The sequence below is a fragment of the Pseudomonas sp. WT-JTC genome (assembly GCF_056711565.1).
On record NZ_CM160042.1, the window covers coordinates 5,492,411 to 5,511,483 of the forward strand.

General features: G+C 61.3%; 18 protein-coding genes. 8 read left to right on the forward strand and 10 right to left on the reverse strand.

Annotated features, from left to right (window positions below):
• Positions 1–27 precede the first annotated feature (27 nt).
• From AC06G5_RS24905 to AC06G5_RS24915, 3 genes are all read left to right on the forward strand, one after another.
• Positions 28–2,505 carry a fimbria/pilus outer membrane usher protein gene (locus tag AC06G5_RS24905; protein WP_480458523.1) on the forward strand — a complete coding sequence of 826 codons (2,478 nt, stop codon included), beginning with the start codon at positions 28–30 and terminating at the stop codon, positions 2,503–2,505.
• A gap of 10 nt (positions 2,506–2,515) precedes the next feature.
• Positions 2,516–3,658, forward strand: a complete 1,143-nt coding sequence (locus AC06G5_RS24910) for a DUF1120 domain-containing protein (RefSeq protein ID WP_413425797.1) — start codon at positions 2,516–2,518, stop codon at positions 3,656–3,658.
• A gap of 73 nt (positions 3,659–3,731) precedes the next feature.
• On the forward strand, positions 3,732–4,352 hold the full coding sequence (locus AC06G5_RS24915) for a DUF1120 domain-containing protein (protein ID WP_480458524.1): 621 nt from the start codon (positions 3,732–3,734) through the stop codon (positions 4,350–4,352).
• A 110-nt stretch (positions 4,353–4,462) separates the two neighbouring features.
• On the opposite strand, the gene AC06G5_RS24920 is transcribed toward AC06G5_RS24915, so the two are convergent.
• The 6 genes from AC06G5_RS24920 to AC06G5_RS24945 form a co-directional block, all read right to left on the reverse strand.
• A complete protein-coding gene (locus AC06G5_RS24920) occupies positions 4,463–5,767 on the reverse strand; it encodes a CynX/NimT family MFS transporter (protein WP_480458525.1) in 1,305 nt (434 codons plus the stop codon).
• On the reverse strand, positions 5,757–6,416 hold the full coding sequence (locus AC06G5_RS24925; protein ID WP_413425803.1) for a FadR/GntR family transcriptional regulator: 660 nt from the start codon (positions 6,414–6,416) through the stop codon (positions 5,757–5,759). Before AC06G5_RS24925 ends, AC06G5_RS24920 begins: the two co-directional genes overlap by 11 nt.
• Before the next feature lie 229 nt (positions 6,417–6,645).
• On the reverse strand, positions 6,646–7,410 hold the full coding sequence (locus AC06G5_RS24930; RefSeq protein WP_008018587.1) for an amino acid ABC transporter ATP-binding protein: 765 nt from the start codon (positions 7,408–7,410) through the stop codon (positions 6,646–6,648).
• Between the two features lie 30 nt (positions 7,411–7,440).
• Positions 7,441–8,538 carry an amino acid ABC transporter permease gene (locus AC06G5_RS24935; protein ID WP_413425805.1) on the reverse strand — a complete coding sequence of 366 codons (1,098 nt, stop codon included), beginning with the start codon at positions 8,536–8,538 and terminating at the stop codon, positions 7,441–7,443.
• A 10-nt stretch (positions 8,539–8,548) separates the two neighbouring features.
• A complete protein-coding gene (locus tag AC06G5_RS24940) occupies positions 8,549–9,730 on the reverse strand; it encodes an amino acid ABC transporter permease (protein WP_413425807.1) in 1,182 nt (393 codons plus the stop codon).
• Between the two features lie 65 nt (positions 9,731–9,795).
• Positions 9,796–10,827 carry an amino acid ABC transporter substrate-binding protein gene (locus tag AC06G5_RS24945; protein WP_085715874.1) on the reverse strand — a complete coding sequence of 344 codons (1,032 nt, stop codon included), beginning with the start codon at positions 10,825–10,827 and terminating at the stop codon, positions 9,796–9,798.
• 467 nt (positions 10,828–11,294) lie between these two features.
• On the opposite strand from AC06G5_RS24945, the gene AC06G5_RS24950 reads away from it, so the two are divergent.
• The 5 genes from AC06G5_RS24950 (at position 11,295) to AC06G5_RS24970 (ending at position 16,617) form a co-directional block, all read left to right on the forward strand.
• Complete coding sequence (locus tag AC06G5_RS24950; RefSeq protein WP_413425810.1) at positions 11,295–11,951, forward strand: alpha/beta hydrolase; 657 nt, start codon at positions 11,295–11,297, stop codon at positions 11,949–11,951.
• 98 nt (positions 11,952–12,049) lie between these two features.
• Positions 12,050–13,540: an ATP-dependent RNA helicase RhlB gene (gene rhlB / locus AC06G5_RS24955; RefSeq protein WP_413425812.1), complete on the forward strand. Its 1,491-nt coding sequence runs from the start codon at positions 12,050–12,052 to the stop codon at positions 13,538–13,540.
• Between the two features lie 136 nt (positions 13,541–13,676).
• Positions 13,677–14,621 carry an ornithine cyclodeaminase family protein gene (locus AC06G5_RS24960; protein ID WP_480458526.1) on the forward strand — a complete coding sequence of 315 codons (945 nt, stop codon included), beginning with the start codon at positions 13,677–13,679 and terminating at the stop codon, positions 14,619–14,621.
• A gap of 137 nt (positions 14,622–14,758) precedes the next feature.
• Positions 14,759–15,892 (forward strand): NAD(P)/FAD-dependent oxidoreductase, encoded by a 1,134-nt coding sequence (locus AC06G5_RS24965; protein ID WP_480458527.1) that lies wholly within the window; start codon positions 14,759–14,761, stop codon positions 15,890–15,892.
• A gap of 83 nt (positions 15,893–15,975) precedes the next feature.
• On the forward strand, positions 15,976–16,617 hold the full coding sequence (locus tag AC06G5_RS24970) for a helix-turn-helix transcriptional regulator (RefSeq protein WP_413704046.1): 642 nt from the start codon (positions 15,976–15,978) through the stop codon (positions 16,615–16,617).
• Positions 16,618–16,723: 106 nt separating this feature from the next.
• Here the strand turns inward: AC06G5_RS24970 and AC06G5_RS24975 are convergent, their stop codons facing one another.
• The 4 genes from AC06G5_RS24975 to moaC all read right to left on the reverse strand — a co-directional run bounded on the left by AC06G5_RS24975 (position 16,724) and on the right by moaC (position 18,979).
• A complete protein-coding gene (locus AC06G5_RS24975) occupies positions 16,724–17,500 on the reverse strand; it encodes an ABC transporter substrate-binding protein (RefSeq protein ID WP_413425820.1) in 777 nt (258 codons plus the stop codon).
• A gap of 310 nt (positions 17,501–17,810) precedes the next feature.
• Positions 17,811–18,263, reverse strand: a complete 453-nt coding sequence (moaE, locus tag AC06G5_RS24980; protein WP_007989960.1) for a molybdopterin synthase catalytic subunit MoaE — start codon at positions 18,261–18,263, stop codon at positions 17,811–17,813.
• Positions 18,264–18,266: 3 nt separating this feature from the next.
• Positions 18,267–18,509 carry a molybdopterin converting factor subunit 1 gene (gene moaD, locus AC06G5_RS24985; protein ID WP_008018597.1) on the reverse strand — a complete coding sequence of 81 codons (243 nt, stop codon included), beginning with the start codon at positions 18,507–18,509 and terminating at the stop codon, positions 18,267–18,269.
• On the reverse strand, positions 18,506–18,979 hold the full coding sequence (gene moaC, locus AC06G5_RS24990; RefSeq protein WP_007972660.1) for a cyclic pyranopterin monophosphate synthase MoaC: 474 nt from the start codon (positions 18,977–18,979) through the stop codon (positions 18,506–18,508). Before moaC ends, moaD begins: the two co-directional genes overlap by 4 nt.
• Positions 18,980–19,073: the final 94 nt, after the last annotated feature.

Below are 19,073 nucleotides of genomic sequence, written 5' to 3' on the forward strand. Positions count from 1 at the left end.
CACAGCGGCAATGACTCAGTGAACTCCATGAACACCGTATCCAAATACCGTGATGGCGAAGCCATGCCTGAAAAGCAGGCTGTAAACGCTCGTCTGTCGACGCTACGCGCCAGTACCGTGGCGCTGCTGAGTAACGCGCTGCTGTTGCTCGATGCCCGTGCCGAAGACCTCAGCGGCGCGGCATTGCTGACCTCGTTCGACCAGAAAATGTTGACGCAACGCGGCATCGACCCGGCTTTGGCAACCTCATTGCTGCAGGCTCCGCGCTTCAGCGCCGGCAAGCACCCGATCACCCTCATCGTTAACGGCCAGCCCCGTGGACGGGTGGATGCGGCGTTCAACCACGAAGGTGAGCTGTGCTTTGACCGTGCCCTGCTCGACGCCGCCAACCTGGTTGAACCGGCTGCACCGGCCGACGGCCAGCGCTGTTTCGATGCGCTCGGCACCTGGCCGCAGATGACCATCGAACAGGACCCGGCAAACCTCAGTGTTAAGCTGATCGCCCCTACCGACGCCATACGGCCGACGGCCCGGGACTTCACGGGTTATCAAACCGGTGGCTTCGCCGCCTTGCTCAATTACGACGTCAACAACCTGTTCAGCGATAACGCTGGCCAGTCGAGTCGCTACCTGTCAGCCAACACCGAGCTGGGCTTCAACGCCGGGGACTGGATCGTGCGCAGCCGCCAGGTGCAGACCTGGCAAAACGACGTGTCGACCACCACACATCTGGCGGCCTACGCCCAGCGGACGTTTGCCAGCCAGGAAACGGTGCTGCAGGCAGGCCAGATCAGCCTCTATAACCCGGTACTGGCCGGGGCGCAGATCACTGGCGTGCAGTTGATGACCGAACAGGCATTGCAAAGCGAAGGCCAAGGCTCGCCCATCGAAGGCATTGCCAGGAGCCAGGCTCAGGTGGAAGTCCGCCAGAACGGCTCGTTGATCCACTCGACGGTGGTACCGGCCGGCCCGTTCTCATTAAACGACGTGCGCCGTCTCGACAATCGTTCCGACGTTGAAGTCACGGTCAAGGAAACCGATGGCAGCGAGCAGCGCTTTACCATCCCCGCGGCCCTGCTCGGGGTCGGCTTGCCCGCCCCCGGTTTTTCCCTGGCCGCCGGCCAGGTACGCAACACCGGCGACACCCAGGGCAACGACCCTTGGGTGGTCAGCGGTGGCTGGACCGGCGCACTGAGCCCGCTGATGCAATTGAGTGCCGGCGCCACTGGTGCCACCGACTACCTCGCCGCGGGTGCCGGCCTGGGCTTGCAGCCCGGCAAGAACACGCAGATCCAGACCACCCTGCAAGCCTCCGATATCCGCGCCGGGAAACCTGCAAAAGGTGTTCAGGCGGATCTGGGCATATCGCAACGCGTGGGTGAACAGTGGTCGGTGAATGCCAGCACCTCGCACCGCACGTTCGGATACAGCGATCTGTCGGAAGCCGTGGCCGCAATCGAGTCCGAGCGCAGCCACTCCCGTAATCGCGACCAGCAAACGCTGGGGCTGAGCTGGTCCCCACCGGGGCTGGGCGCTTTCAGCGGCAGTGTCAGCCGTTCGACCTCGTTCGACGGGCAAAGCAGCAACCGCGCGCTGCTCTCGTGGGGCACCAATATCGGCGGCGTCTCGGTTTCGGCCTCGGCGCAATGGCAAGTCAGCGGTACCCAGAGCAGTGATGACAGCGTGTATCTGAACCTGAGCATTCCGCTGGGTGAAACCCGCCGGGCGCGCACCTGGGTGCGCAATGCCGGCGGTGAATACCGCAGCGGCGTCGGCCTGAGCGAACAGGTCAACGATCAACTGAGCTACCGGGTCGGCGTCGAACACGACACGCGTGACAAGCAAGTGCAGACCTCCGCCGGTGTTTCGCTGTTGCCGCGCTACAGCCAGCTGGACCTGAACTACACCCGCTCCGATGCCGAGCGTTCGAGTTATCAGGCGGGCGCGCGCGGGGGTGCCGTGTTGCACGGTGACGGCGTGACGTTCACGCCCTACCCAGTGCGCGAAACCTTTGCACTGGTGTCGGTCGGCGATGCCGACTCGATCAAGGTCTCGACCCCGAGTGGTCCGGTCTGGACCGACAGCAAAGGCAACGCGGTGGTGTCACAACTGACGGCCTATGGTCGCAGCGCAGTGGAAGTCGACACCCGTTCGCTGCCGCGCAACCTCGATATCAACAATGGGCTGGCGGTGGTCTCCGCCGGGCGCGGCGCCGTCGACAAAATCGACTTCGGCATCACCCAGACCCGCCGTGCGTTGCTCAAGGTCACCACCGCCAACGGTGCGCCACTGCCCCGTGGCGCCACGGTGAATACCGAAGACGGCGAGTTCGTCACGCTCGCCCAGGAAGGCGGCGTGGTGTTCCTGCCGAACGTACTGGATAGCCCGACCCTGTGGATCACTGCACCGGGCATGGACCGCTGCCAATTGAGCTTCGAGCTGCCGGCCAAAGCCGATACCGACGCGTACTACGAAACCGCCGCCGCCCAGTGCCGAGCGCTTTGAGGATGACCGCATGAACCTGTCCCGCCCCTTGTTTCTGACCCTTGGCGCTCTGTCGCTGAGCACAATGGCACCGCACGCCTGGGCCTTCGCCAACGACTGTCAGCTCAGCGTGAGCCAGCCGGTACTCGATTACGGCTTGATGAACCGTGCGATCCGCGCCGACAGCCTGCCTGAACGTACGCTGGGCGAACGCCGCGTGAGCCTGACCCTGAGCTGCTCACAACCCACTGACATGACCGTGTTCTATCGCGCCATGGCCGCGACCGCCGAACGTTTTCGCCTGGCCGACCGGGGCAGCTACGCTGTGCGCGCAAGCCATGCGGTACTCGATGGGCAGTCAGTCGACCTGGGGCTGATCTCCGCCACCGGTCAGACGCCGGAAGCCACAGCGTCGAGCCTGCTGTGGCGGCCGGAGCAGGCAATCGTCCCGGTGCGAGCCGGTGCAGTTGCCAAGGGGCAGAGCTTTTCGGCACAGCTTGAATTGACGGCCTGGGCCCAAGAGCAGGCATCACAAGTGCGCGACGCGGTGGTCTGGGAGGCCACGGGTCTGCTCGATGCGGTCGCCGCCGGACGCTCCAGGGAAATCGCCCTGCGTGCCAGCTTCGCCCCTGGGGCATGCAACGTGAACCTGTCAAACGGTGGCCTGGTGGATTTTGGCCGAATGTCCAAAAACGATCTGAACACCGATAAAAGCACCCGCCTGCCGCCCAAGGGGTTGAACCTGCAGGTCGGCTGCGATGCACCGACGCATTTCGCCCTGCGCATGCACGACAACCGCACCGGTTCGGCGACGGTGAACAGCGAAATTTACTACGGCCTGGACGTGGACGGCCGCAACAACAAAATCGGCCTGTATTCGCTGACCCTCGACCCGGGCAGCGCCAGCGCCGACAGCTATGCGCGGCTGTTTCGAACCGACTCCACCACCGGTGGCACGGCCTGGAGCACGGCCAGCACGAGCCCGATTCCACTCGCCCAAAACAGCTACCTGGGGTTCACCGACCTTGCCGGCAGCATCTCGGGCCCTGTCGCGATCCAGAACCTCAGCGCCGCCGTCACGGTCGAGGCGGTCATCGCCCCCACCGAAAACCTGGATCTGAGCAGCGCCGTCCACCTCGACGGCTCGGGCACGATCGAAATCGTTTACCTGTAACACCCACCCCTGGCGAACTGGAGGCCATCACGTGCCCGGGTACAACCAGGGAAAACCCCGAAAAAGGAAAAGAATGAAACATTACTTCGCAGCACTCTCCGCAACCGCTCTGATCAGCCTCGCGCCTTATGCCCTTGCGTCTTCGACTGACCTGACTGTTACCGGCACCATCACCCCGCAAGCCTGCACTCCTGGTTTTTCCGGCGGCGGTGTAGTGGACTACGGCAAGCTCCTGGTCAAAAATCTGAACACCACTGAGCCCACTGAATTAGCAGATCGCGACCTTCAATTGAACCTCACATGTGGGGCGCCGAGACTGGTCGCACTGAGGGTCATCGACAATCATCCCTATCTGGATATTGCGAATTACACCTACTTTGGAATGAGATTGACGCCCGCAGGTGAAAGACCGGGGTATTTTTTCCTGAATATCACCCAAACACTGGCGGATGGGGCGAGCGCCCAGGCGATCTACTCAATGGATGAGGGGAGAACCTGGAAGAGCGCCTCAGAAATTTTCCGTGATGAACTGTGGTCGGTCAGCTCCACCACTGACCACACCAAACCAATCATGGTGAACAACGCGACGATGGATCTGCGGATAAAAACCGTGATCCATCCTACCGACAGCCTCACCCTGATCGACGACTTCACCCTCGATGGTTCAGTAACCTTCGAAGTGGTATACCTGTAGGCCTGCAACGCCGAACCCTTCGGTGCGACTGCGACCGAAGGGTTCGGCATCTACCGGTTCCGGATGTCACGACGCTGTCCCGGACCGTGAGGGATGGATGCCCTTCACCCTCATGCCTTTTCGCTTTCGACCTGCACATACAGCGCCCGCCCGGCACCGAGGCCGGCGATGATCGCACCCAGGCCGATGACGCCGAAGATCCAGCCCACAGCCGTCCAGCCACCGGTCCAGTCATGCACGATGCCGACCGCGAACGGCCCCATGGACGCCAGGGTGTAACCGAAGCCCTGGGCCATGCTCGACAGGTTCGCGGCGACGTGGGAATCCCGCGAGCGCAGCACGATCAGCGTCAATGCCAGGCTGAACGTGGCGCCCTGCCCCAGCCCCAGCACAATTGCCCAGCCCCACAAGCCATCGATCGGCGCATACAGGCAGCCGAACAGGCCGCCGAGGGTCAGCACCATCACGATCACAATTGCCAGCCGCTGGTCCTTGCCACGGGTCGCCAGCCAGGGTGCCGCGAGCGAGCTGACCAGTTGCACGATCACCGAGCCCGACAGCACCAGCCCGGCCTGGGTCGGGGTCAGGCCGCGCCCGATCAGAATCGATGGCAACCAGCCGAACACGATGTAGGCCAGGGACGATTGCAGGCCCATGTACAAGGTCACTTGCCAGGCCAGCGGGTCACGCAGCAAACCGCGAACGCGATAGGCGACGTTGTGCGCGCCGTGTTTCTGGCCGACTTGCGGCAGCCAGAACACGGCCGCCGCCAACGCGGGGATAACCCAAAAACCAAGACCCAGCGCCCAGCTCTTGTCGAAATGCTCACTGAGGGGCACGGTCGCACCCGCCGCCATCGCCGCCCCCAGGCACAGGGCCATGGTGTAGACGCCGGTCATGGTCCCGGCCTGTTTCGGGAAATCGCGCTTGACGATGCCTGGCAACAACACGCCGATCACGCCGATGCTGGCACCGGCGAGCACGCTTCCGGCAAACAGGCCGATCTCGCCGAACGAACTGCGCAGGATGATCCCGCCAGCCAGGGTCAGAAGAATACCCAACACGACCCGCTCGGCACCGAAGCGACGCGCCAGCAGCGGCGCCAGTGGCGCAAACAGGCCAAGGCAAAGCACCGGCAGCGTGGTCAGCAATCCCGCCGTGGACGCCGACAAGCCGAGGGTCTTCGAGACCTCGCTGAGCATCGGCGCCATGCTTGACAGCGCCGGACGCAGGTTCAGCGCCACCAGGATCAGGCCCAGCAGCAACAGCCACGGCCGACGCAGGACCGGATGAGCTTGCTGGACCTGTTCGTCATCGGCCTCGGCGTCGATCAGCAGCTCGTTCAACTCTGCCGAACGTTTTCGGGCTGTGGATAAATCACCGCGGTGCACGGACTTCTCGGTTTCAAGGTTCATTGATCAACTGCCTCGACAGGGCTTTGGCCCGTTCCGCGTCGCGTTGTTCGACGGCATCGAGCAACTCGATATGCAGGTCGAACACTTCCTGGCGGCGCGGGACGATGCTCAGGGTCTGGCGCAACTGCGCGCCGACGATGCTGGAGAAATAGCGATACAACTCGCTGAGGGTCGGGTTATGTGCGGCGTCCACCAACCGACGGTGAAACACCAGATCGCAGGCGATGTAGGTATCGAGATCGCCGTGGTAGTGGCTGCCGCTGACACCCAGCGCCTCGCGCAATGCCACCAGGTCTTCATCGGTGCGGCGCATGGCTGCCAGGCCGATCGCCTCGACTTCAAGGATGTGCCGGGTTTCCCGGGCCTGCTCAAGGGAGCAGCGCGACAGCGCCTTCAAGGTATCGAGCGGATCGACCACCGCACGCAGGTAACTGCCGTCGCCCTGGCGGATCTCGATCAACCCGGAAAACGCCAACACCCGCATGGCTTCGCGCACGGTGTTGCGGCTGATGCCCAGTTCGGCGGACAACTCAGGTTCGGTGGGCAAACGCTGGCCCACAGCCCAAACGCCCTGGTTGATCCGCAGGCGCAGCTGGTCCAGAGCCTGATCGACCAGGGATCGTTTTACCAATGGAGAGATTTCTGACACGGAATTCGCCCTCTCATCCAATCATAGGATGAATTTTCTGACATGGTAGTCAACATGTTCCACGAGGGCAATGCCTCTGTAGGAGCGAGCTGGCTCGCGATGGACTCGAGAGCACCGCGGGGTACCTGCCAACCAGCGTTATCGTTGACGTCCATCGCGAGCCAGCTCGCTCCTACAGGCAAAAAAAAACCCGGAACATGTCCGGGTTTATTTCAGTGCCTGGGTTCGATCAATGCAGGATCTGGCTCAGGAACAACTTGGTGCGCTCATTCTGCGGATGGTCGAAGAAGTCGTTCGGCGCGGCCTGTTCGACGATTTCGCCCTTGTCCATGAAGATCACGCGGTTGGCCACGGTGCGAGCGAAGCCCATTTCGTGGGTTACGCAAAGCATGGTCATGCCGTCTTCGGCCAGGCCGATCATGGTGTCGAGCACTTCCTTCACCATCTCCGGGTCGAGTGCCGAGGTCGGTTCGTCGAACAGCATGATTTTCGGTTTCATGCACAGCGCGCGGGCAATCGCCACACGCTGTTGCTGACCGCCGGACAGTTGCCCCGGGTATTTATGCGCCTGCTCCGGAATGCGTACGCGCTCCAGGTAGTGCATGGCGATTTCCTCTGCCTTGCGCTTGGGCATCTTGCGCACCCACATCGGCGCCAGGGTGCAGTTCTGCAAAATGGTCAGGTGCGGGAACAGGTTGAAGTGCTGGAACACCATGCCGACTTCACGGCGGATCGCTTCGATCTGCTTGAGGTCGTTGGTCAGTTCCGTGCCATCGACCACGATGCGGCCCTGCTGGTGTTCTTCCAGGCGGTTGAGGCAGCGGATGGTGGTGGATTTGCCCGAACCCGACGGCCCGCACAGAACGATACGCTCGCCCTGCTTGACGTTCAGATTGATGTCTTTCAACACGTGGAACTGGCCGTACCACTTGTTCACGCCCTGCATCTGAATAATGCCTTCAGGGCCCACAGGCTGTTTGATTGCTTCGCTCATAAAAGAACTTCCTAAATTAGGTACGGCGCTTCAGCGCTTGTGGCCAGTGTCGAGCTTGCGTTCCAGATGCATGGAATAGCGCGACATACCAAAACAGAAAATCCAGAACACCAGGGCGGCGAACACATAGCCTTCGGTGGCCATGCCCAGCCATTTCGGGTCGGCGGCGGCTTGCTTGACGCTGTTGAGCAGGTCGAACAGGCCGATGATGATCACCAGGCTGGTGTCCTTGAACAGCGCGATGAAGGTGTTGACGATGCCGGGGATCACCAGCTTCAGGGCTTGCGGCAGAATCACCAGGCCCATGCTGCGCCAGTAGCCCAGGCCCATCGCCGCGGCCGCTTCGTACTGCCCCTTGGGAATCGCTTGCAGACCACCACGCACCACTTCGGCCACATAGGCCGACTGGAACAGGATCACGCCGATCAGGGCCCGCAGCAGTTTGTCGAAGTTCATGCCTTCAGGCAGGAACAGCGGCAGCATCACCGAGGACATGAACAGCACCGTGATCAACGGCACGCCGCGCCAGAACTCGATGAAGGTCACGCAGACCACGCGAATCGCCGGCAAGTTCGAACGACGGCCCAGGGCCAGGACAATCCCCAACGGCAGCGCACCGGCGATGCCGACGGTGGCGATCACCAGGGTCAGCATCAGGCCACCCCATTGGCTGGTCGCGATGTTGGTCAGGCCGAAGATGCCGCCATGCAACAGGAAGTAGGCAAAGATCGGGTACAGCACCAGGAAGCCCAGCCCGTACACCGCCTTATGGTGAAAGCGCGAGATGAACAACGGCGCCACGCCGACAATCGCCAACCACACCGTCAGGTCCACGCGCCAGCGCAGTTCCGGCGGGTAATAGCCGTACATGAACTGGCCGAAACGCTGCTGGATGAACACCCAGCAGGCGCCCTCCTTGGTGCAGTCGGCGCGGGTCGTGCCCACCCAGTTGGCGTCGAGGATGGCCCAGTGCAGGATCGGCGGCACCACCAGGTAGATGAGGTAGAACGCAAACAGGGTCAGCAGGGTGTTGAGCCAGCTGGAGAACATGTTTGCGCGCATCCACGCCACCACACCGATGCTGCTGTGAGGAGGTGGCATGTCAGGTTTGAAAGTATGAGTACTCATGCGCTTTTCCTTACCGCTCGATCAGCGCAATGCGCTTGTTGTACCAGTTCATCAGCAGGGAAATGCTGATACTGATCGCCAGGTACACGCTCATGGTGATGGCAATCACCTCGATCGCCTGGCCGGTCTGGTTGAGCACGGTGCCGGCGAACAGCGAGACCATTTCCGGATAACCGATACCGGCCGCCAGCGAGGAGTTCTTCGCCAGGTTCAGGTATTGGCTGGTCAGCGGTGGAATGATCACGCGCAGGGCTTGCGGGATGATCACCTTGCGCAGGGTCGGACCGTTGCGCAGGCCGAGGGAATGCGCCGCCTCGGTCTGGCCATGGCTGACCGACTTGATGCCCGAACGCACGATCTCGGCGATGAACGCGGCGGTGTACACCGTCAGCGCCAGGGTCAAGGCCAGCAGTTCCGGGATCAGTACCCAGCCACCGACGAAGTTGAAGCCTTGCAGCTTTGGCATTTCCCAATGCAAGGGTGCGCCGAAGATCAGCGCGCACAAGGCCGGGATCACCAGGAACAGCGCCAGGCCGACCCAGAACTTGTGGAACGGTACACCCGTCTCTTCGAAGCGCTTGGTGGCCCAACGGCTCATCAGCACGATGGCGACGATGGCCACCACGACGCTGGCCACGAACGGCCAGAAACCATCGGCCATCAGAGCGGCGGGCATGTTCAGGCCGCGGGCGCTGACGAAGAAGGTGTCGCCGAAGTTATGGCTGTTGCGCGGCCCCGGCATGGTCAGGAACACCGCGAAGTACCAGAACAGGATCTGCAGCAATGGCGGAATGTTGCGGAAGACTTCCACGTACACCGTCGCCAGCTTGGCGATGATCCAATTCTTCGACAGCCGCGCCACACCGACGATGAAGCCGAGGATCGTCGCCAGGATCACGCCGATGAAGGTCACCAGCAAGGTGTTGAGCAGGCCGATGACAAACACCCGGGCGTAAGTGTCCGCTTCGGTGTAGTCGATCAGGTGCTGAGCGATGCCGAAACCGGCACTGCGCTCCAGAAAGTCGAAACCGGAGGTAATGCCCCGGTGCTGAAGGTTGGTTTGCGTGTTGTCGAACAGAAACCAGCCTAACGAGACCACCCCGATAATCGTGATGATCTGGAATACCCACGCACGCACTCGTGGATCGCTGAGGCTGAGCCTCTGCTTTGGTGCGCCGATTGAATTTTGCATGAAGTGCCCCGGAAATAATGGAACAGAACATCACCCGGCGGTTGGCCCACCGGGTGATAGAACCATCAGCGCACTGGTGGTGCGTATTGAATGCCGCCAGCGTTCCACAGAGCGTTCAGCCCGCGGTCGATTTCCAGCGGAGTGCTCTTGCCCAGGTTTTTCTCGAACACTTCGCCGTAGTTACCCACTTGCTTGATGATCTGCACGACCCAGTCTTTCTTCACTTTCAGGTCTTTGCCGTATTCACCGTCGGTACCCAGCAGACGGGCAACGTCAGGGTTCTTGGTGGCCTTGGCTTCGGCTTCGACGTTCTTCGAAGTGATGCCGGCTTCTTCAGCGTTGAGCATCGCGTAGCCAGTCCAGCGCACGATGGCCAGCCACTCGTCGTCGCCATTACGCACGACCGGGCCCAGAGGTTCCTTGGAAATGGTTTCCGGCAGAACCACGTAGTCCTTCGGCGAAGCCAGCTTGCTGCGCTGGGCGAACAGCTGGGACTTGTCGGAGGTCAGTACGTCGCAACGACCGGATTCCAGCGACTTGGCGCTTTCGTCGGAGGTGTCGAAGGTAATCGGGGTGTACTTCAGGCCGTTGCCGCGGAAGTAGTCGGAAACGTTCAGCTCGGTAGTGGTACCGGCCTGGATGCAGATGGTTGCACCGTCCAGTTCTTTAGCGCTTTTCACGCCCAGCTTGTTGTTTACCAGGAAGCCGATGCCGTCGTAGTAGGTGATGAAACCCGGAAACTTCAGGCCCATGCCCGCGTCACGGGAGCTGGTCATGGTGGTGTTGCGCGACAGGATGTCGATTTCGCCGGATTGCAGCGCGGTGAAGCGCTCCTTGGCGTTCAACTGGCTGAACTTGACCTTGGTCGCGTCGCCGAAGACAGCAGCCGCTACCGCACGGCAGTAGTCAGCATCGATACCAACGATCTTGCCGGTGGAATCCGGAACCGAGAAGCCTGGCAGGCCATCGCTGACGCCACACTGCACGAAACCTTTCTTCATCACTGCATCCAGGGTTGCGCCCGCCTGGGCAAACCCGCTGACACCGAGTACCGCGGCTGCAGTCACGATAGCCAGGGTGGATTTCAACATCTTCATTCAAACCTCCAGTTTTGCTCTTGTTGTGTCGGAGCGTGAGTCCAGTCGCACCCTTTTGAGGCGTAGTCGACCCGTGTTGGCTTGTTTTGGGGTCAACCGACGTAAGACGTTAGCTATGAGTCTAGTAGGAGAAAATCCACATAATGGAAAGCTCACTCTCACCAGTCGGCCGAACGGGCTGTAGCCCTTTCACGTTCGCGAAGCCCGTAGCGGCCTTTGGCGAACATCCATCACCGGATTCTTTTCAATCCCACTAACAACCTTGGCCTGATAGTGTTACCGACAGACGTAGGATTTTTCATACAAGCTTCGCCATAGCAAAGCCCGTACCACACCGCCCGCGGAAGCGGTTCAGCTGCAGGTCAATAGCAAAACTTGTAACCTTGCGACACTTTCTTAACGGATCAACCCGACGCGCACTTGGATCACGCACTTAATGAGCGCGCACGCACAACATTGGAGCAGCCATGACCAACCCCTTGATTCTAGAACCCGTCAAGACCGCAGACGCCTGCGTCATCTGGCTGCATGGCCTGGGCGCCGACCGCTATGACTTCCTGCCGGTGGCCGAAGCGCTACAGGAAAGCCTGCTGAGCACCCGCTTCGTTTTGCCCCAGGCACCGAGCCGCGCCGTGACCATCAATGGCGGTTACGAAATGCCGAGCTGGTACGACATATTGGCCATGAGCCCGGCGCGCGCGATCAATCGCGAACAACTCGAAGAGTCGGCCAACTGGATCATCGAACTGGTTGAAACGCAGCGAGCCGGCGGAATAGACGCCTCGCGGATTTTCCTGGCAGGTTTTTCCCAAGGCGGCGCCGTGGTGTTCCACACCGCTTTTCTGAAATGGCAGGGACCACTGGGTGGCGTAGTTGCCCTCTCTACTTATGCCCCCACCTTCAGCGACGAACTGGAATTGTCGGCAAGCCAGCAACGCATCCCGGTGCTATCACTGCATGGTCAGTACGATGACGTGGTGCAAAATTCGATGGGACGTACCGCTTACGAGTATCTGAAGCAGCATGGTGTCACCGTGACATGGCAGGAATACCCAATGGGTCACGAAGTGTTACCCGAAGAAATTCGCGACATCGGCGTCTGGCTCACCGAGCGCTTGCGTTAAGCATTTCTGTTTAAAAGCGCCCTTTGATCCATCCCACTACGCCGCGCCCGATTCTTGCATTACACTGGCCGGCGTACATTCCTTAACCAATTGATGAGATGACCGTGCTCAAAGCACTCAAGAAAATGTTCGGTAAAAGCGAGACTGAGCAACTCGCGCCAGTTCCCAGCCCTGCGTCTCACGCTCCCGGCCACCGCACCGACGGTATTCAGTCTGAACGAGCCACCGCCACGGCGGCACCCAAGCATGATCCGAAGACCGCAACAGCTGACCAGCCTGCGGCGATAACAGCCCCGGAGCAGCCGCTCAGCGAAACGCCGAAACCCGCCAGACCGCGCCGTGAACCCAAGCCCAAGGCGCCCGTCATCCCATGGAAACTCGAAGACTTCGTCGTCGAACCCCAGGAAGGCAAAACCCGCTTCCACGATTTCAAGCTCGCCCCTGAACTGATGCATGCCATCCAGGACCTGGGCTTCCCGTATTGCACGCCGATCCAGGCACAGGTGCTGGGCTTCACCCTCGCGGGCAAAGACGCCATCGGCCGCGCCCAGACCGGTACCGGCAAAACCGCTGCGTTCCTGATCTCGATCATCACCCAGTTGCTGCAGACCCCGCCGCCGAAAGAGCGCTACATGGGCGAGCCACGGGCGCTGATCATCGCGCCGACCCGCGAACTGGTGGTGCAGATCGCCAAGGACGCCGCCGACCTGACCAAGTACACCGGCCTCAACGTCATGACGTTCGTCGGCGGCATGGACTTCGACAAGCAGCTCAAGCACCTCGAAGCCCGCCACTGCGACATCCTCGTGGCCACGCCGGGCCGCCTGCTGGACTTCAACCAGCGCGGCGACGTGCATCTGGACATGGTCGAAGTGATGGTACTGGACGAAGCCGACCGCATGCTCGACATGGGCTTCATCCCGCAAGTGCGCCAGATCATTCGCCAGACGCCACCGAAGTCCGAGCGTCAGACGCTGCTGTTCTCCGCGACCTTCACCGAAGACGTGATGAACCTGGCCAAGCAATGGACCACCGACCCGTCGATCGTCGAGATCGAGTCGCAGAACGTGGCCAACGAAAACGTCGAGCAGCACATCTACGCGGTGGCCGCTGCCGACAAATACAAACTGCTCTACAACCTGGTCAACGACAACGGTTGGGAGCGGGTCATCGTCTTCGCCAACCGCAAGGATGAAGTGCGACGCATCGAAGAACGCCTGGTGCGCGACGGCATCAACGCCGCGCAACTGTCCGGCGACGTGCCGCAGCACAAGCGCATCAAGACCCTGGAAGGTTTCCGCGAAGGCAAGATCCGCGTGCTGGTCGCCACCGACGTGGCCGGTCGCGGCATCCACATCGACGGCATCAGCCACGTGATCAACTTCACCCTGCCGGAAGTGCCGGACGACTACGTGCACCGCATCGGTCGTACCGGGCGTGCCGGCGCCGACGGCGTGTCCATCAGCTTTGCCGGTGAAGACGACTCCTACCAGCTACCGTCCATCGAGGAAAAGCTGGGGCGCAAGATCAGCTGTGAAACACCACCGACCCACCTGTTGCGGGCGGTTGAGCGTAAGCGTCCTCATTAAGCGACGCTGAAAAGACAAGCGCAGCCGGAAACGGACTGCGCTTTTTTTTCGCCCGTTTTTTTCAACAGGAGCTTGCCCAAGAGAACCAAAAGTCCATAATGGACAAATTAGTTTAACTCGAATCCCGGAGCCGACCATGTCCAGCACGCCCCAAGTGATCACCCAAGCCCAGGCCCGCGAGTATCTGGCGCGAGTCGATGTGCCGCAGATCCTGCGCAAGCTGTTCCGCGACCTGGCCTCAGGGCAAGCGGTGCAACCGGCGCAGCAACTGGTGGAATTCCCGCACGGTGCCGGCGACTTCATCAACTACCTGGGTGTGCTGGCCGAAGACGGCGTGTACGGGATCAAGACTTCGCCATACATCGTCCGTGAACAGGGGCCATTGGTGACGGCGTGGACGCTGTTGATGTCGATGCAAAGCGGGCAGCCGCTGCTGCTGTGCGATGCCGGAGAGCTGACCACGGCCCGCACCGCCGCAACCACCGCTGTGGCGGTCGATGCCCTCGCGCCGCTCGCAGCCAATCGCCTGGCCATCATCGGCAGTGGCAAAGTGGCCCAGGCGCACCTGCATTACGTGAAGGGCCTGCGCGATTGGCAAAGCATCAGCCTGTACTCGCCGAGCCTGAACGAAGATGCCGAAACCGTGAGCCTGCTGAAAAACATCGAGCCACGCCTGAACATCGTCGACAGCCGCGAAGCTGCTGCTCAGGACGCTGACGTGATCATGCTCTGCACCTCGTCCGCCGGGCCGGTGATCGATCCGTCGAGCTTGCGCAAACCGGCGCTGATCACCTCCATCAGCACCAACGCGCCGCGTGCCCACGAAGTACCGCCGCAGAGCCTCAACGACATGCAGGTGTTTTGCGACTATCGTCTGACCACCCCGGGCTCGGCCGGTGAAATGCTGATCGCCGCCGAACAACACGGCTGGGACAGGAGCGCGATTGTCGGCGACCTGCCCGACCTGCTCAGCGAGAAGGTGCAGCGCCCCGACTACGACCGCCATGTGTTTTTCCGCTCCATCGGCCTGGGCCTGGAAGACATTGCGCTGGCCAATGCGATCTACCGCCTGCAGCACTAACCCCCCCCGCCCTGTAGGAGCGAGCTTGCTCGCGATGGTGGATCAGGCACCACTGTGTCGACTGACACACCATCGCGAGCAAGCTCGCTCCTACAAGGTACCGAACCATTGGCATCGCGCGTTATCAGGAGACGTTCATGAGCCAGGCAGATTTCATCATCATCGGCGGCGGGATTGCCGGTGCTTCAACGGGTTTCTGGCTGTCGCAGCACGGCCGCGTGATCGTGCTCGAACGCGAATCCCATCCGGCCTATCACTCCACCGGCCGTTCGGCCGCGCTGTACACCGCAGCCTATGGCACCCCACAAGTGCGGGCGCTGACCCTGGCCAGCCGGGACTTTTTCGACAACCCGCCCAGCGGTTTCTGCGAACACCCGCTGCTGACCCCGCGCGGCGAAATGACCGTGGACCTCACCGGTGACCCGGACGAATTGAACCGGCAGTACCAGAGCGCCAGAACCACGGTGCCGGAAATGCAATTGCTCGGCGTCGACGAAGCCTGCGCGCTGGTGCCGATCCTGCGACGGGAAAAGGTCCACGGTGCCATCTACGACCCGACCGCCAGCGACATCGACACCGATGCCCTGCATCAGGGATACCTGCGCGGCATTCGTCGCAACCAGGGCGAAGTGCATACCGACAGCGAAGTCGTCAGCCTGAGCCGTGACGGCCAAGGTGTATGGCAGGTCCAGACCGGCACCCAGACGTTCAGCGCCCCGGTCATCATCAACGCCGCCGGCGCCTGGGCCGACAAGATTGGCGAACTGGCCGGTGCGCAGCCGCTGGGCCTGCAACCGAAACGCCGTGCCGCGTTCATCTTCGCCGGCCCGGAGGGCGTGGACATCCACCATTGGCCGATGCTGGTCAGCCTCGACGAATCCTTCTACATGAAACCCGACGCCGGGATGTTTCTCGGCTCGCCGGCCAACGCCGACCCGGTCGCCCCCCACGATGTGCAGCCCGAAGAGCTGGACATCGCCATGGGCATCTACCAGATCGAAGAGGCCACGACCCTGACCATTCGCCGCCCGACCCGGACCTGGGCCGGCCTGCGCAGCTTCGTCAGCGACGGCGACCTGCTGTCCGGTTTCGATCCACAGGTGCCGGGGCTGTTCTGGGTCGCGGCACAAGGTGGTTATGGCATCCAGACTTCGCCGGCCATGGGCCAGGCCAGCGCGGCACTGGTGCGCGGTGCGGCGCTGCCCGAATCGCTCGGCCGTTTCGGCCTGAACGCCGAAATGCTCTCCCCCGCCCGCCTCGGCCGATCCTGATCCTCAGGTGACGCGCCCACACGATTACGGCACACTTTCAACGCCCCTTTGATGGGGCGTTGACGCTGCCTGGAGTTCCACCAATGAACGCCCCCGAAAAAGACTCGGCCCTGGACGACACGTCCCTGGATAACTTCCACGCGATCGCCGACGCCATCGCCACGTTGTTTTTCCCCCACGCCGAAGTGGTGCTGCACGACCTGCGCACGCAAAAGGTCGACTACATCGCCAACAACCTGTCCAAGCGGGAAATCGGCGACGACTCGGCGCTGGAAGACATGCTCAGCGACGATGTCAACGAACGAAACATCGGGCCGTACGAAAAGCTCAATTGGGATGGTCAGAAGATTCGCAGCCTCAGCACCGTCCTGCGCGACAGCGAGGGGCATCCGCTGGCCGTGCTGTGCATCAACCTGAATATTTCGCTGTTCGAGAATGCCAAGGCGGCCCTGGATCTGTTCCTGTCGCCGACCAAGCTGATCCCGCAACCGGATGCACTGTTCCGCGATGACTGGCAGGAGCGGATCAACACCTTCCTCCACGCCTGGCTGCGAGAGCGCCAACTGAGCCTGAACCTGCTGACCCGCGATCACAAACGTGAGCTGGTGCTGGCGTTGCACGCCGAAGGCGCGTTCAAGGGCAAAAGCGCCTCGAACTACGTGGCCAATGTGCTGAACATGGGCCGGGCGACGGTGTACAAGCATTTGAAGGAATTGAAGGGCTGAAAGCTGTATTGCCTGACAGGGCCCCTTCGCGAGCAAGCCCGCTCCCACATTAGAACTGCGGACACAGAACCAGTGTGGGAGCGGGCTTGCTCGCGAAAGCGGACTATCAATCGCCGTAGATGTCGGACTTGAAGTACTTCTCGGAAATCTTCTGGTACTCGCCACTGGCACGAATGCCATCAATGGCCGTATTCAGCTCGCTGACCAGTTCGGTGTTGCCCTTGCGCACGGCAATCCCGGCCCCCTCGCCCACGTATTTCGGATCTTTCAGCTCCGGCCCGACAAAGGCATAACCCTGGCCACGCGGCATCGACAGAAAGTCATTGAGCGGAATGGTGTCGGCAAAAATCGCGTCGAGGCGACCGGCCGCCAGGTCCATGTAGATTTCTTCGTTGTTGCTGTAGCGCTTGACGTTGATGCCCTTGGGCTCGAACACCTCGGTGGCGTAACGGTCGGTGGTGGTAGCGCGCTGCACGCCGACGGTCTTGCCCTTGAGGCTGGCGTACTGGTCATCCACCACCGCGCCGTCCTTCATGACCAGGCGCGACGAGGTGAAATAGTACTTGTGGGTGAAGTCCACCGACTTCTTGCGGTCTTCGTTGATGGTCATGGACGACAGCGCCATGTCGATTTTCTTCACCTTCAGGGAAGGAATCAGACCGTCGAACTCGCCCTCGACCCACACACACTTGGCCTTCATCTGCGCGCACAGGGCGTTGCCGATGTCATAGTCGAAACCGACGATTTCGCCCTTGTCGGTTTTCGAGGCGAACGGTGGATACGCGGCTTCGATGCCGATACGCAGGGTTTTCTCGGCGGCGAACACAGAGCTGCACGCCAACAGGCTCAGGGCCAGACCGGTGATGAGGGGGAACTTCTTCATGTTCGTTTTCTCGCGGTTATTGTTGGTTTGGCAAGACAGAAGAAAAAGCTGAAACGGGTGGAAACCTTTTTTTGTACTTATAATTCCATCTTGGACTTTTATGTATGAGCCGTCAATCAGGCAAACGGGGTTGCGCGCATCCGACGGTCGGATGGCGAGTCAGGTAGGGGTTGGGTGTATTTGATGGCCCCTTCGCGAGCAAGCCCGCTCCCACAGTTAACCGAGTTCTTTCAGGAAGAACACGGTCGAATGTGGGAGCGGGCTTGCTCGCGAAGGGGCCGGTAAGACTCGCCGAGAATCAACAGGCTATTTACTGCTTCCAGCGATCCGCCGCCGCATGATCGCTGTCACGGCCCTCGACCCAACGCGGCCCGTCGCTGGTGTTTTCTTTCTTCCAGAACGGTGCGCGGGTTTTCAGGTAATCCATGACAAAGGCGCAGGCGTCGAATGCCGCCTGACGATGAGCGCTGGCGGCGCCGACGAAGACGATCGGTTCGCCCGGTTCCAGGGCGCCGATGCGGTGCAACACTTCCAGCTTGAGCAGCGGCCAGCGTTGTTCGGCCTCGATGGCGATCTTGCCAAGGGCTTTTTCGGTCATGCCCGGATAGTGTTCGAGGAACATCCCGGCCACGTCGAGGCCGTCATTGAAGTCGCGCACGTAGCCGACAAAACTCACCACCGCGCCGACGCCAACATTGGCATCGTGCATGGCGTTGACTTCGGCCCCCGGATCGAACGCGGTGGACTGCACGCGAATCGCCATGGATCAGCCCCCGGTCACGGTCGGAAAGAACGCCACTTCATCGCCATCGCTCACCGGCTCGTCTAGCTGGCAGAGGTCTTCGTTGCGGGCGCACATCAGGTTTTGCTCGCTCAATACCTCGGCACCGTCACGCTGGGCCAGCAGTGCGCGGACGTCGTCGACGGTGGCGAAATCGCCTTGGACCTTCACCGAGTCCAGCCCCAGCGCTTCACGATAACGGGCGAAAAACTTCACGGTCACGTTCATGGCTGCTCCGCCTGGAAATGTCCGCTCTTGCCGCCGACCTTCTCCAGCAGACGCACGCTTTCGATGGTCATGCCGCGATCCACGGCCTTACACATGTCGTAGATGGTCAGCGCGGCAACGCTGGCAGCGGTCAGGGCTTCCATTTCGACGCCGGTCTGCCCGGACAGCTTGCAGCGCGCCACGATACGCACCGAGTCATCGCCTTCGGCACTGAGCTCGACTTTGACGCCGGTCAGCATCAGCGGATGGCACAGGGGAATCAGATCGCTGGTTTTCTTCGCCGCCTGGATGCCGGCAATGCGCGCCACGGCAAACACATCACCCTTGGGGTGACCGCCGCTGACGATCATCTGCAGGGTCTCGGGCAGCATGCGTACCAGCGCTTGGGCCGTCGCCTCACGGAACGTCACGGCTTTTTCAGTGACGTCGACCATATTGGCGCGACCTTGGGAATCGAGATGAGTCAGCACGGGATTACTCCTGATCAGGAGCATCGATTGTAAACCTGCGGGTCAATTTTCCGCACGCCTGATTATCAGGTCACCACCATCCCCTAAATGTAGG